Annotated in this window: 14 protein-coding genes and 1 pseudogene; 8 read left to right on the top strand and 7 right to left on the bottom strand. The window is 72.8% G+C overall.

Annotated features, from left to right (window positions below; translation table 11 throughout):
- Nucleotides 1-118: 118 nt before the first annotated feature.
- Both AB0K92_RS27795 and AB0K92_RS27790 read left to right on the top strand, forming a co-directional pair.
- The gene (locus AB0K92_RS27795) at nt 119-1,231 is read left to right on the top strand and encodes an ABC transporter substrate-binding protein (protein WP_365927265.1); all 1,113 of its coding nucleotides are present in this window, start codon (nt 119-121) and stop codon (nt 1,229-1,231) included.
- Nucleotides 1,232-1,631: 400 nt separating this feature from the next.
- On the top strand, nt 1,632-2,414 hold the full coding sequence (locus AB0K92_RS27790; RefSeq protein ID WP_365927263.1) for a methyltransferase domain-containing protein: 783 nt from the start codon (nt 1,632-1,634) through the stop codon (nt 2,412-2,414).
- A 93-nt stretch (nt 2,415-2,507) separates the two neighbouring features.
- On the opposite strand, the gene AB0K92_RS27785 is transcribed toward AB0K92_RS27790, so the two are convergent.
- Both AB0K92_RS27785 and AB0K92_RS27780 read right to left on the bottom strand, forming a co-directional pair.
- The gene (locus AB0K92_RS27785; protein ID WP_365927261.1) at nt 2,508-2,846 is read right to left on the bottom strand and encodes a hypothetical protein; all 339 of its coding nucleotides are present in this window, start codon (nt 2,844-2,846) and stop codon (nt 2,508-2,510) included.
- 139 nt (nt 2,847-2,985) lie between these two features.
- Nucleotides 2,986-3,750: a methyltransferase domain-containing protein gene (locus tag AB0K92_RS27780; RefSeq protein WP_365927259.1), complete on the bottom strand. Its 765-nt coding sequence runs from the start codon at nt 3,748-3,750 to the stop codon at nt 2,986-2,988.
- 85 nt (nt 3,751-3,835) lie between these two features.
- Here AB0K92_RS27780 and AB0K92_RS27775 point away from each other — a divergent pair, with 85 nt between their 5' ends.
- Both AB0K92_RS27775 and AB0K92_RS27770 read left to right on the top strand, forming a co-directional pair.
- Complete coding sequence (locus AB0K92_RS27775; RefSeq protein ID WP_365927257.1) at nt 3,836-4,744, top strand: NAD-dependent protein deacetylase; 909 nt, start codon at nt 3,836-3,838, stop codon at nt 4,742-4,744.
- A 144-nt stretch (nt 4,745-4,888) separates the two neighbouring features.
- Nucleotides 4,889-5,362, top strand: a pseudogene (locus AB0K92_RS27770) (glyoxalase); the annotation flags it as partial.
- 46 nt (nt 5,363-5,408) lie between these two features.
- On the opposite strand, the gene AB0K92_RS27765 reads toward AB0K92_RS27770, so the two are convergent.
- From AB0K92_RS27765 to AB0K92_RS27755, 3 genes are all read right to left on the bottom strand, one after another.
- Nucleotides 5,409-5,603 carry a hypothetical protein gene (locus tag AB0K92_RS27765; protein WP_365927255.1) on the bottom strand — a complete coding sequence of 65 codons (195 nt, stop codon included), beginning with the start codon at nt 5,601-5,603 and terminating at the stop codon, nt 5,409-5,411.
- A 39-nt stretch (nt 5,604-5,642) separates the two neighbouring features.
- The gene (locus AB0K92_RS27760; RefSeq protein ID WP_365927253.1) at nt 5,643-6,485 is read right to left on the bottom strand and encodes a DUF4097 family beta strand repeat-containing protein; all 843 of its coding nucleotides are present in this window, start codon (nt 6,483-6,485) and stop codon (nt 5,643-5,645) included.
- Nucleotides 6,486-6,636: 151 nt separating this feature from the next.
- Complete coding sequence (locus AB0K92_RS27755) at nt 6,637-7,167, bottom strand: hypothetical protein (RefSeq protein ID WP_365927251.1); 531 nt, start codon at nt 7,165-7,167, stop codon at nt 6,637-6,639.
- 270 nt (nt 7,168-7,437) lie between these two features.
- Between AB0K92_RS27755 and AB0K92_RS27750 the strand changes: the two genes are divergently transcribed.
- The gene (locus tag AB0K92_RS27750) at nt 7,438-8,334 is read left to right on the top strand and encodes a hypothetical protein (protein WP_365927249.1); all 897 of its coding nucleotides are present in this window, start codon (nt 7,438-7,440) and stop codon (nt 8,332-8,334) included.
- Here the strand turns inward: AB0K92_RS27750 and AB0K92_RS27745 are convergent.
- Nucleotides 8,331-8,786 (bottom strand): OsmC family protein, encoded by a 456-nt coding sequence (locus AB0K92_RS27745; RefSeq protein WP_365927247.1) that lies wholly within the window; start codon nt 8,784-8,786, stop codon nt 8,331-8,333. The two genes, AB0K92_RS27750 and AB0K92_RS27745, sit on opposite strands and share 4 nt — an antisense overlap.
- 95 nt (nt 8,787-8,881) lie before the next feature.
- Nucleotides 8,882-9,754 carry a trypsin-like serine protease gene (locus AB0K92_RS27740; protein ID WP_365927245.1) on the bottom strand — a complete coding sequence of 291 codons (873 nt, stop codon included), beginning with the start codon at nt 9,752-9,754 and terminating at the stop codon, nt 8,882-8,884.
- 171 nt (nt 9,755-9,925) lie between these two features.
- Here AB0K92_RS27740 and AB0K92_RS27735 point away from each other — a divergent pair, with 171 nt between their 5' ends.
- The 3 genes from AB0K92_RS27735 (at nt 9,926) to AB0K92_RS27725 (ending at nt 13,104) form a co-directional block, all read left to right on the top strand.
- Complete coding sequence (locus tag AB0K92_RS27735; RefSeq protein ID WP_365927243.1) at nt 9,926-10,822, top strand: sulfite exporter TauE/SafE family protein; 897 nt, start codon at nt 9,926-9,928, stop codon at nt 10,820-10,822.
- Between the two features lie 257 nt (nt 10,823-11,079).
- Nucleotides 11,080-11,910 (top strand): PP2C family protein-serine/threonine phosphatase, encoded by an 831-nt coding sequence (locus AB0K92_RS27730; RefSeq protein WP_365927241.1) that lies wholly within the window; start codon nt 11,080-11,082, stop codon nt 11,908-11,910.
- Between the two features lie 153 nt (nt 11,911-12,063).
- Nucleotides 12,064-13,104, top strand: a complete 1,041-nt coding sequence (locus tag AB0K92_RS27725) for an MASE1 domain-containing protein (protein ID WP_365927239.1) — start codon at nt 12,064-12,066, stop codon at nt 13,102-13,104.
- Nucleotides 13,105-13,347 lie beyond the last annotated feature (243 nt).

Raw genomic sequence — 13,347 nt, 5'->3', positions numbered from 1 at the left:
CGGGTAGGCTGCCCGTCCGCATGATCTTGACCTTGTCGGGGTCGGGGTCGGGGTCGGGAGTCGGTGGTCCGGGCACGGCCCGCCGGGTCCCGCACCGTCACACGGGGGAGGCCGACACATGAGTACGCCGTCATCGCGCCGTGCGGCGGAGCGGACCGGTGGGTCTTCCGTGCGGATCGGCGCGCTGGTGCCGCTGACGCGGCCCGGCTGGGTCGAGGCCGGTCGGCACCTGCTCGCGGGGATGGAGTCGGCCGTCCGTGACGCCAATGACGGCGGGGGGATCGCCGGGAGGCCGCTGGAGCTGCTGGTGCGCGACAGCGCGGCCGATCCGCAAAGGGCCGCCGCGGCCGTGGAGGAACTGGCCGGCCTGGGAGTAGCCGCCCTGGCGGGTGAGTACCACAGTGTCGTCGCTCGCACCGCCGCCGATTGTGCGAACGCCCTCGGTCTGCCGTACCTGTGCTCCTCGGCGGTGCTCGACGCGCTCACCGACGAGCCCACGGAGTGGGTCGCGCGCCTGTGCCCGCCACAGTCCCGTGGCTGGCGGGTCTACGCGGACTTCCTCCTCGGCGCGGGGCACCGGCACGTCGCCGTAGCGGTGCAGCCGAGTGTCTACTGGGCCGCCGGGACCCGCATTCTGCGCGACCACCTCGCTCCGCGCGGCGGCACCGTCACCGAACTCGACATGACTGCGCTCACCCCGGCGGCCGTGTGCCACGCGCTCGCCGGCGGTCGCGCGACGGTGCTCTTGCTGCTGGTCGGCCATCCGGATCCGGCGGTGCCGATCGTGCGGTCGGTCCGCCGGGACCGGCGCCTGTCCGAGGTCCTGATCGGTGCTCCGGCCGGGCAGCCGGAGTTCGGTGAGTGGGCCGCGGCGCTGGGCGGTGACGGCGCGGCGGTCCCGTTCCTGCGGTACCTGCCCGGGCATCTCACGCCCCTGGGTGCACGGGTGGGCACCGTCCTGCGTGAACGGCTGGGCCGCCAGCCCTCGTTCGTCGCCTACGAGGGCTACGACACGATCGCCGTCCTCGGCGAGGTGCTGCGGTCCCACGGCGTGGAGCGGGCAGGCGTGGCCGCAGCTTGGGCGCGTGTCACGGTCGATGGCACCCGGGGGGGGATCCGGTTCTCCCGGATGCCGGGCATCGGCGTCTGGCAGTGGGCTTCGGCGCCGGTCCAGGTCGTCGACCGGGATCCGGCGGATCCCGGTCGCTTCCGGGTCCTTCACACCGACTGAGACCGCTGCCGCCGGTTGGGCGGGCGTGCCGCGGGTGCGTCGGAGTCGGCTCAGCAGTCTCTGATCGCCGCGACGAGGGCAGCCGCTTCTCGGGGGCCGTCGTCCCGGCTCGTCCGGTTCCGCGCCGAGCGCACGGCTTCAGTGCCCGGCCCCGCGTAGCCACGGCGCTCGGCCCCGCGCGGCTACGGCGCCCAGTCCGACCCGGGCGTGGTGAGCCCTCGGGTGGTGCCGAGCGCGCCCGGCCGGGTCACCCACATGCCCCTCTGTGACGCCGTCCGTCCCATCACGGCCCGGCGGCCGCGTCGGTCACCGTCCGTAGCGGGTCGGATATGCCATGTTGGGGATGCTTTCTGCGCTCATGCGAACGGCGCCGGTTCAGCGCCGATGAAGGGGGTTTGCGATGGTGTTGCAGGACACCGACCGTGCCAGGGGACTGCGCTGCGAGGACGAGGCCTACCGTCACGCCTTGGCGCGGTTCCTCGTCGGCAGCGACGAGAAGGACCAGACGCACGCCTACCTGGACGACGTGGTGCGCCGGCTGCCCGCCCGGCGCGTGCTGCTCGATGTCGGGCCCGCCGACGGGACCACCACGAGCCATCTCAGCCCGCGCTTCGAGCGCACGGTGTGCGTCGAGCCCAGCGAGCCGATGCGGCGCGCACTGCGGCGGGTGTGCCCGGACGCGACGATCCTGGCCGAGCCCGTGCTGCGGGCGGAACCGGAGGTGAGCGCCGATCTGGCGCTGCTCTCCCACGTCCTGTACTACGTGCCGCGCGCGGAGTGGGCCCCGACGGTGCGGCGCGTCCTGGACTGGGTCGAGCCGGGCGGCACCTTCCTGATCGTCCTCCAGAACCCGGACAACGCCTGCATGCGGATGGTGCGGCACTTCACCGGCAGCCACTTCGACCTGAGGGACCTGGCCGAAGAGCTCACCGCGGCGGACGAGGGCCTGGCCGGCTCCCTCTTCCTCGACTCCGTCCCCGCCCGCTACACGAGCGGCGACCTCGGCGAGGCCGTCGCCGTCGCCGGCTTCCACCTCGGTGTCGCCGCCTACCAGCCGTACGCGCAGGCCCCGCCGCAAGAGGCGGTCGCCGATTACGTCCGCCGGGAGTTCGCCGATCCCGCGGGCGGTTTCTCCATGCCGCACGAGCAGGACGTACTACGCAATCATCGGCCGCGCGCGTAGGAGACGGCGGGCGGTTACTACCGTCCCTGCGGCCGCACCGGCTGGGCGGGTGCCGGTGCGGCCCGCGGTGGCGGCGCGGTGTGAGGGACAGGCTCACGCGGGCGGCGGGCGGCGGGGCGACCGCGAGGCGGGGCGCGGGTCCCCGGTGACGTGGATGTCGTACCGGCTCAGCACGGTGGCCAGGACCAGCACCGACTCCAGTGTGTTACCCGGGTCGCGACGTCCGGATGCCGGGGACAGGAGCACCCGGGCCCAGGTGAGCGTGAGGACGCTGGACTCCGAGTCGGCGACTAACAGCGCCACGACGTCCTGGCCGACGACCGGCACGGACCTGATGAGTGCCCTGCTGGGCGGCAGCGGACCCGACGGGCGGCCGCTCAGCGACGAGCAGCCGCCTTCCCGGCGGGCGCGGTCGATCACCGGCAGCAGCACGCGGTTGATGTCGCTTCCGCCTTCGGTCTCCGGACCGGACCGGGCCGGGCGCCCGGGTCGGGGGCACACACTTGTCGGGCCTCCGGCCCGGCCGCCCGCACTCCACGGGCGTGTCGAGGGGAGCGCGTAGCACGGCCGTTCACTTCTTCCGTGCGGTGACGAGGGCGAAGGAGAGGAGTGCTCCGCCGTCCGCGGTGAGCATGTCGATGACGGGCTGGTTCCTGCTCCGGCCGTCCGGGTGGTGCGCGGCTCCCGCCCGTGCCCACAACAGCCAGTCCCGCCAGGCGTCCGGCTGCAACCGCGCGGAGGTCACCTCCACCAGCTCGGTGATCGCCCAGTGGAAGCGCCACCACTGCGCCGTGTGCCAGGCGATCGCTTCCCAGCCGACGGCCTTCTTGATGTGCGGCGGGATGGCTCCGAGGTCACGGACCTCGCGTGTCATGGCGGGCGTCGCCATGCCCAGCTGTCCGCCGGGGCGCAGGAAGCGGACCAGGTAGGGCAGGTACCCGTCCGCCGTGCCGAAGTACTCGAACGCGTCCACGCTGACGATCGCGTCGAAGCTCTCCTCCTCGAACGGCAGGGCGTGCGCCTCGGCGCGGACGGCCCGCACCCGGTCGCCGACACCCGCCTCCGTGAAGACGGCCGCCGCGTCCTCCGGAGCCACCCACAGGTCGGCCGCGACGACCTCGGCGCCGTATTCGCGGGCCAGGAACACCGAGGTGGCGCCCTTTCCTGAGCCGAGGTCGAGGATGCGCATGCCCGGGCGCAGATCGAGGTCCCGTGCGAGGTCCTCCAGCAGCCACAACGGGTTCGGTCCCATGTCGAGGTCGAGCAGCCAGGCGGGGTCGTAGCCGGAGGAGCGCGGATAGCGGTCCGGGCGGATGAGGTCGCTCAGGTCGGTCACGGGTACGCACCCAAGCCGATCGCCCCGCGCGGGGACAACCCGTTTTCGCGAGGGGTGATCCGGACGTGTTCCGTACCCTGGCGGCATGCGCATGCGCCCCACACTGAACTGGACGCCCACCGAGGACCTTCCGCCGGGCACCACGGACACCGGGCCGGTCGCCGACGCGCTGCGAACCGGCGGGGTGCTGGTGCTCAGCGGGGCGGGGATCTCCACGGAGTCGGGCATCCCCGACTACCGGGGCGAGGGCGGGAGCCTGAGCCGGCACACGCCGATGACGTACCAGGACTTCACCGGCAGCGTCCGGGCGAGGCGGCGTTACTGGGCGCGCAGCCACCTCGGCTGGCGCACCTTCGGCAGGGCCCGGCCCAACGCCGGGCACCGGGCGGTCGCGGCGTTCGGGCGGCACGGGCTGCTCGCGGGGGTGATCACCCAGAACGTCGACGGTCTGCACCAGGCGGCCGGCAGCGCGGATGTCGTCGAGCTGCACGGGAGCCTGGCCCGCGTCGTCTGTCTGTCCTGCGGTGCCGTCAGCCCGCGCCGGGAACTCGCGCGGCGGCTGGAGGAGGCCAATGTGGGGTTCGAGCCGGTGGCCGCCGGGATCAATCCGGACGGTGACGCGGACCTCACGGACAGGCAGGTCGCGGACTTCCGCGTGGTGCCCTGCGCGCTGTGCGGCGGCATCCTCAAGCCGGACGTGGTGTTCTTCGGCGAGACCGTGCCACCGCAGCGGGTGGAGCACTGCCGCCGGCTGGTCCGTGGGGCCACCGCGCTTCTCGTCCTCGGCTCCTCGCTGACGGTGATGTCCGGGCTGCGGTTCGTCCGCCAGGCGGCCGAGGAGGGCAAGCCGGTACTGATCGTCAACCGGGACCCGACACGAGGCGACCGGCACGCCCTCGTCCGCGTCGCCCTTCCCCTGGGACAGGCCCTCACCACCGTGGCCGACCGGCTGGGCGTCCCCGTCGACGCGGGACCGGGCGCGGCCGGTGGCTGAGTGGCGGCCGACGGCCGAGTGGCGGCTGTCGGCCGAGTCGCGGCCGACGGCTGAGTCGCGGCCGACGGCTGAGTCGTGGCCGATGAGCCGCGCGCGTGCGCGACCTGCGGTTCATCGGTTCCGCCCGCCGGCGGCTGAGGTCCGGCGGAACCGGGGAACGTCGACGTGCTCGTCGCCGCCGCGCGGGACGCGGGCGCGACCGTGCTGAAGCCCGCCGCGAAGTCGATGTGGGGTTACGGCGGTGTCGTCCAGGCCGCCGACGGCACGATCCGGCAGATCGCGACCTCGGCGAAGAAGGACAGCGGCCCCGTCACCCGGGACGTCGACGAGGTGGTGCTGGTGCTCGGCGTCGAGGACGTGAAGGCCTGCAGGCAGTTCTACGTCCGGCAGGGCATGACCGTGGCGGAGAGCTTCGGCGGCAAGTACGTCGAGTTCGCCTCCGGGCCCGGCCGGGTGAAGCTGTCCCTGTACAAGCGCCGGGCCCTGGCCAAGGTGGCGGGTGTCCCCGCCGAAGGCACCGGATCGCACCGCATCGTGCTCTCCGGTGACACCGCGCCGTTCAGCGACCCGGACGGGTTCGTGTGGGAGTCCAGCGCGCCGGTGACCTCGGCCGGCTGAGCCGGGGCGAGCTCCGGACCGCTTTCCTCGGACGACGCCGACCGCCTCAGCCGGCGCCGCCTTCGCGGTGTGCCTCCTGCTGTCCCACTCCGGCCAGGGCCCGGCGTCCGGACACCAGGCGCATGAACAGCAGCCCTTGAGGTCCGACCACTTCGCACGACCTCGGGCGATGACCGCGGAAGGGCTGGGTGTCGTCCTCGATCACGGCCTCTCGGCCGTCATTCACCTGCTCGTCGGCCATGGGAATCTCTGCCCGGATCGGTCGAGCGCCCCGGCGCGCTCAGGACTTGGCGCGGACGATGTCGATGTTGCCGAAGCGGGTGCGGGCGCGGATCTTGACGGTGTCCTCGGACTCCCCCGGTGCCTCGGACGCGGTGAGCGCGTTGCGCACTTGGCCGGAGCTGGAGCTGACGTCCAGCCAGGCGGCGGTGCCCTCGCGGACGCCGACCTCGATCGCGCCGTAGGAGGTCTCCAGCTGAACGGTGCCGCGGACCACGTCGCGCACCCGCAGGGTGCCGTGAGCGGTGGTGGCGGTGACCGAGTCCTCGGCACGCCGGATCTCGATGTCCCCGTTGGCGCCGCTCACCCGCACCTCGCCGGTCACGGCGTCGATGGTGGTGGTGCCGTGGGAGTTCTTCAGGACGGCGGGACCGTCGAGGAGGCCGGCGCGCATGCTGCCGGAGCTGGTGGTGATCTCGGCCGCGCCCTCGACCTGTTCGACGGTGATGGAGCCGTGCGAGGCGATGAGGTCGAGCGGGCCGGTGGTGTCGAGGCGGACGTCGCCGGACGAGGTCTTCACGCGGGTCTCGCCGAGCCGGCCCTCGCCGAGGACCTGGGTCCACGCGCCGGTCATGTCGACGCGCGAGCCCGTGGGCAGGTCGATCGTGACGTCGACGACTCCGCCGCGGCCGAGCAGATGGGCCTTGGGGGTCCTGACGGTCAGTACGCCGCCCGCGTACCGCACCTCGGTCTGGTCGGCCGCCCGGACGTCCAGGTCCTTCTTCGGGTCGCGCGGCCGCACGTCCACGACGGTGTCGGGGCGGTCGCCCGCCGTGAACTGGATGGAGCCGGCCTCCACATGGGCCGTCACAGAGATCGCTTCCGGAGTGTCGAAAGAAGGCATGGCTGTCCCGTCCTCGTGAGTCGTCGGGTCGTCCCCGCTGGTGGGACGTGGTGGGGTGGAAACGGGCGGCGGGTGTGGTGCGGGTGCCGCTGTGGTGCGGTGTGGTGCGTGTGCCGCAGTGGTGCGGGTGCGGTGCGGGTGCGGGGTGGTGTCAGCGCACCCAGCCGGTGAAGTTCTGGCCGACGTGCCGGGCCTTCCGGACCTCCTGGTTCGTGCGCGGGCGCGGTCCGCCGTCGACCGCGGCCGAGACGGCCCGCACCAGCCACGCGTTGACCGAGAGGCCCTCGCGGCTCGCGGCCTCCTCGACGCGCGTCTTGAGGTGGGCCGGCAGCCGGAGGTTGACGCGGGCGGTGCCACCCTCGTCACCGTCGGCGACGGCGGGCGCCTGGAGCGTTTCGGCGGGCTCCGTCTCCCCCGCTTCCACGGGGCCGCCGTCGGCGGGGGGCAGGGTCACCACGAACTCGGGGTCGAGCCCGCGCAGCCGTACGTCGACCGAGCCGGGGGCGAGTTCGCGAGTGATCTCGTCCATCGCGGCGGACAGCACGTGGAGCATGGTGAGGCGGGTCGCCGACTCCAGCGGAGCCGTGAGCCGCTCGGCCAGCTCACGCGCGTCGCCCCCGCCGGCTTCGGCGGCCACCGCGAGTTCACGGCGGATGGTGTCGACATACGGGGTGAGGTCCATGACGCCATCATGGCACCACGATGGCGCCACACGCAAGCCCGACTGGCACACCCGAATTCCGACCGCTACGCCAAGGCCTCCCATCAGCGACAACAACCCATGGGCACCCGCGACACGCGCCCACCGCCGTGCGACGCTCCGGCGCCCCATGGCGCCACCTGACGCCACACCGACACCACGTAGACGCCAGACGGACACCAGACGGACGTCACACGGCACCACAGCCGCAGCTCCCCAGCGGCCTCCCCCGCATCGCTAGGCTGCCGTGTCATGACCATGGGACACCGCAGGCTCGGGAAAGCCGTCGTCGCTCTGTTCGTCATCGCCGCCGCGGGAACCGGCTGCTCGACCGACTCGGGTCAAGGCGGTGAGGACTCGAAGCTCTTGCGAGGTTTGTCCTCCCTGGCCGCCGAGAGCGTCGGCGACAAGTCGGTGACGTACCTCGACATGGCTCGGGTGCGGGAACTCGCCGAGGACGGCGGGGAGCGGTTCTCGGCGGTGGAGCTCCCCGCCAGTGCCCTCGTCACCGGGTATGAGGCGGGTCCGTGGGGAGGGCAGCTGAAGCGGGACCAGATCGACACAGCGGTCGACTCGGAGGTCGCCGGTCACTGGGAGGGCAGGTTCGACGCGGCCGCGATCACCGGAGCGCTGAAGTCGAACGGATACGAGCGGAAGGAGGAGTTCTGGAGGGACGCGAAGGGGTCGAAGCCGTCCCTCCAGGTCTCGGACGACGAGATCTCCTACTCCCACGAGGGCACCGACCCCATGGCGGCCGTCCATCCGGACCAGGGCGCCTCACTGGCGGACAAGGCGGAGTTCCGGCGCGCCTCGGAATGCCTGGGCGACGTGTACCGCGCCGACTTCGCCGGGCTGAGGCCCGACGAGCCGACGCGGCTCTCCGTCCTCGGCCAGCAGGCGTCCTCCGCCTCCGAGAACACCGAGATCCTGTGCGCCGTGGTCGAGGACAAGGCGACCGCCGAACGGGTCGCGGCCGAGCTGAGGTCGGTCGTACGGGAGGAGGCACCGCGGTTCGACGGCACGAAGGTCACGGTGGAGGACGGCGAACAGCCCTACGTACGAGCCGTCGTGCCCGACAAGGCATCGCAACGGCCGGGCCGGCTGGCCACCACCGACACGCAGCTGTGGATGGCCGCCAACGACGCCTAGGGAGTGTCGTCGGCGGTGGGCTCGATGGTCGTGGTGACGGGTGTGCCGAGTTCGATGGTGCGGCTGACCGTGCAGAGGCGGTCGTGGGACGTCTTGACCGCTCGGGGGAGGATCGCGCGGGCGCGGTCGGCGGCCTCGTCGTCGGGGAAGGCGACGGTGAAGGTGACGTTGAGGTTGGTCAGGCGGTTGCCCTGCTCGTCGCTGATCTTGTCGCCGGTGACCGAGACCGAGAACCGGGTGGGCTCGGCGTGGCGGCTGGTGGCGACGTCGACGTCGGCCGCCGTGCAGCCGCCGATCGCGGCGAGGAGCAGTTCGACCGGGGTGAACTCGGTGCTGTGGCCGTCGTCGGAAGCCGTACCGAAGCGGAGGGTGCCGCCGCGGGTGTTGGTGGCGACGAAGTGGCCGGTGCCGGTCCGCTCGATGACGACGGAACGCTGGGAGTCTTCGGTCATGGGTCGACAGTACGCGGACGCGCGGGCCCCTCGCTCGCCGCGTCGCGCGATCGTGCCGGCGGCGGACGGACGCGCCGCCGCCGGCACCACCCGGGTTACGGCAGCCGCACGAACGGCGACAGGAAGGCACGGGCGCCCGGGGTGTCCAGGCGGTACGTGACGTTGGTGGCGTAGCACGGGCTGTCGCCGGTGATGGTGGTGGAAGCGAGGATGCGCTTGCCGTCGATGACGGCGAAGTTGGGGCCGCCCGAATCGCCGTAGCAGGCACCGCCGTTGCCCTGCGGGGCGGTCATGGCGAGGCGGACCCAGGCGTCGTTGAGGGCGTCGAAGGTCACGGGTGCCTTCATGCGGACGCCGCCGCCCGGGTGGGTGTGGCCGCCGGGTCCGCGCTCGGCCTCCTGGGTGCCGTAGCCGGCGACGGTCCAGGCGGCCGAGTCGAGCTGCCGCGGTCCCAGGGCGTCGAGCCGGCCGGCGGTCGGCAGGGTGGCCGGGGTGAAGGACCAGCGGGCCTTCATCTTCGCGGCGGGGACCTCGACGACCGCGATGTCGTGGGTGTCGGCGGCCGGGCCCGGGTAGCCGGGGTGGTTGTGGGCGGTGCCCTGGACGGCGACGGCGCTCGCCTGGGCCGCCGGGTCGCCGGGGTACTTCTTGGCGGCGGCGTCCAGTCCGGCCTGGACGTCCTGGTCGAGCGAGACGTGGAACCGTACGTTGTCCGGCCAGTCCGTGGTGCAGTGCGCGGCGGTCAGGAAGGTGTCGGCGTCGATCATCGTGCCGGAGCAGACCCAGTCGACGCGGTCCGGGGTGGCCGGGTCGCCGTCGTGGTCCCAGGTCGCCACGAGCGCGCCGACCTCGGTGCGCTCGGGAGCGGGCGTCGCGTTGTAGGAGTTGATCGCGGACGAGGGGGACACGAGGGCGAGCACGGTGGCGCAGGCGGCCGCGGTGACGGCGGTGGCGCGTATGGCGGTCAAGAAGAACCCCTTCGCTGGGTTTGATCGGGTGTTCCTCCTGTGGGGGTGGGTGCATTGAAGCGCCTGTGATCGTCTGCGGCAAGGGCGCGGTGGCCGGCGGGCGCCTCACGGTGGCTGGGAGGACCGGACGAATCGGAGGCGCGGTCCCGGTGCCTTCCTTCAAAGGTGAGGGTGGGGCGTAGCGGGCGGCGGGTGCTGCCGGCGAGGATGCTCACCGTGGCCGGTGACGAGGATCTGACTTCCGTGCGGGCGGAGCATTCGGTCCGTGCCGGGTCCTCCGTTCATCCCACGCGCTCGGCGTTCTGGGTGTTCGGGGCCGGAGCTGTCGTCGGTCTGCTGGGCGGGATGATCGGTCTGGGTGGCGCGGAGTTCCGCCTGCCGCTGCTGATCGGGCTGTTCGGGTTCGCCGCGCTCTCGGCGGTGATCCTCAACAAGGCGATGAGCCTGGTCGTGGTCCTGGTGGCGCTGCCCGCCCGGCTGGCCGCCGTACCGGCTGCCGAGGTGGCCGCGCGGTGGCCGGTCGTCGTCAACCTGCTGGCCGGGAGCCTGCTGGGGGCGTGGGCGGGGGCGGCCTGGGCGGTCCGGATGCGCGGCTCCACGCTCCACCGGGTGCTGGCGGCGCTGATGGTGCTGATGGCCGCCGCGCTGGTCGTCACGCACACCACCACCGTGGGGACGCTCGGGCTGCCGGTGTGGGCCGAGGTGCCGTGTGGGGTGCTGGCCGGGTTCGGGATCGGGGTCGTCGCCGCGATCATGGGCGTGGCCGGCGGCGAGCTGCTGATCCCGACGATCGTGCTGCTGTTCGCGGTGGACATCCGGACGGCGGGCAGTCTGTCCCTGCTGGTGTCGTTGCCGACCATGCTGGTGGCCTTCGCCCGCTACAGCCGTGACGGCAGCTTCGCGGTGCTGGGCGCCCATGTCCGCTTCGGCGTCGTCATGGCCGCGGGGTCGGTCGCGGGCGCGGTGCTCGGCGGGCTGCTCCTCGGGGTGTTCCCGGACCTGGTGCTCATCCCGGCGCTCGCCGTCGTACTGCTGGTCTCCGCTCTCAAGCTGGCCCGGCACGGCTGAGCCGGGCCGGGCGGGCGGCTCGGCGCGGCTGAGCCGGGCGGGTGGCTCGGCGCGGCTGGGCCGGACGGGTGGCTCGGCGCGCGGAGTGCCCCTGTCGCGGATAGAATCGCAGAATTTGATACGAAAACGACAATTGGTGCTTATCTGTCATTCGTAGCAGTCTCATTCATAGCTCATTCATAGCTCATCCCTAGCAGTCTTCTTGGCAGGAAGAGGGCAGCTTTCGTGCCCGCCCACTGCCCTGGCCGGAGTGATCGATGTCCCGCAGGCACCCGACCGACGACGGTGACGAGCTGCTCGCCAGGCTCGGAGCGCTGACCGCGCAGGCCCGGGAGCGGGCGGAGCTCCAGCGGTCGCGGGTCGAGCTGGCCGTCGCCCTCCAGCAGGGCATGCTCCCGGCCAGTCTGCCGCTGGTGCCCGGTTTCCAGCTGGCCGTGGAGTACCAGCCCGCCCACCACGGTCTCAGCGTGGGCGGGGACTGGTACGACGCGTTCACGATGCCCGACGGCTGTATCGGGCTGTCCATCGGCGACGTACAGGGCCACAACATCGAGGCGGCCGCCTTCATGGGGCAGGTACGGGTCGGTCTGCGCGCCCTCGCCTCCGTCACGAGCCACCCGGGGGAACTGCTCGCCCGGACGAACGACCTGCTGCTCGCCCTCGGCACCGATCTCTTCGCCACCTGCACGTTCGTCCGTCTCGACCCGTCCACCGGGGTGCTGGAGAGCGCGCGGGCCGGGCACATACCGTGCCTGTGGGCCACGGCCGACGGCCGGTCCGGGCTCGCCGACGACACGGGCGGGCCGCCCCTCGGTGTGGCTCCGGAGATGGAGTATCCGGTGACCGTGCACCGCCTCTCGGCGGGTGACGTGTTCGTCCTGGTCACCGACGGGGTGGTGGAGGGACCCGCACTGAACGTGGACGAAGGGCTCGACCAGGTGGTGCGCCTGGCGGGCGTCGCCGCCGTCGCCGGGATGGAGGCGACCTCGCTGGCGAACGCGGTGATCCGGGGGGCGGAGCGGGTGGGGCACGCGGACGACGCGGCCGTGCTGGTGGTCGGCCGGGACAAGTCCGCTTCCCGGCAGTAGGCAGTAGGCAGTAGGCCGTAGACCCTAGCGGCAGGCCGTAGACCGCGGCCGCAAGGCGCCCCGCCTCGGCCCCTCGGTCCTGGTTCAGCCTAAGGGCGGTGCGCGGGCCCCGCCGCCTCGCCGAACGGCCGGTACCGGTGTGTGATGGCACCTGTGGTGCGTACCCCGGACCGGCGCCAAGCGGTCGTCTACTGCGTGCAGACACTGGCCGTCGCCGCCTGCTACTACGCGGCGGGACGGCTCGGACTGCTGCGCCAGCTCGTCGTCGGGGACGCGGTCTTCACCCCCATCTGGCCGCCCACCGGCGTCGCGGTGGCCGCCCTCTTCATCTTCGGCCTGCGCTGCTGGCCGGGCATCGCGCTCGGAGCGCTGCTCGTCGTTCTGTCGCTGACCTCCTCACTGCGCCTGACCGTGCTCGGCAACATCGCCGGGAACACCCTCGCCCCGGTCTGTGCCTTCCTCATGCTGCGCAAGGTGGGCTTCCGGACCGCCCTCAGCCGGTTACGGGACGGTGTCGCCCTGGTCTTCCTCGGGGCGCTGGCGGCGATGCTGATCAGTTCCACGGTGGGTGTCGGCATCCTGGTCGCCACCGGCAAACTGGACTGGGACGGCTTCTGGCCGGTCTGGCTGGCGTGGTGGGTGGGCGACGCCATGGGGGTACTGCTCGTCACCCCGGCGCTGCTTCTGCTGAGCGAGGCGCGCCCGGCGCCCGATCCGGGGCGCTGGCAGGAGGCTGTGCTCCTCGTCGTCGCGGCGTGCGCGATCATCCCGCTGGCCACGCACAGCAGGATGAGCCTGCTCTACCTCATCTACCCGCTGCTGATCTGGGCGGCCCTGCGGTTCCAGCTGGCGGGCAGTGTGCTGTGCGCGCTGGTCGCCTCCGTGCTGGCCACCGTCGCGGCCACCGACGGCAGCGGCCCGTTCGCGGAGCTGACCCGTACCGAGGTGATGATCAAGCTTCAGCTGTTCAACGGGTCGATGGCCCTGACCGCCCTGCTGCTGTCGGCCGTGATCACCGAGCAGCACAACACCCGCCGCTCGGTGGAGCTGGCCTGCCAGGAGCTGGTCGAAGTCCTCGAACACCTGACTGCGGGCGAGGCACCGCCCGGCCGGCCTCCGCCTCGGCCTCCGGTGGACGGTGAGGGCCCGCCGGGGCAGGGTGAGGGCCGTCGGGGACGGCCCGGCAGTCCGTGAAGCGCCGGGTCCGGCGCGGCCACTCCCCCGCATTTTGAGGGATTGGCGGGCGGCGCGCGCGGGCAGGGAGCCCGGCAGTACGCGCATGAGCACGCCCACCTTCCCCCACAGGAGGCCGACCTTGCACGCACGCACGTTCGCTCCCGTCCTCGCCGCCGCCCTCGCGGTGGGGGGGGGGGGCGCCGGGCCCCCCCCCCCCCCCCCCCCGGCCCCGGCGCACCCCCGACCCGCCGCCCCCGGCCC

The sequence above is a fragment of the Streptomyces sp. NPDC052687 genome, assembly GCF_040678395.1.
In the GTDB taxonomy this organism is placed as follows: Bacteria; Actinomycetota; Actinomycetes; order Streptomycetales; family Streptomycetaceae; genus Streptomyces.
This window is presented reverse-complemented; position numbering and strand designations above follow the sequence as displayed.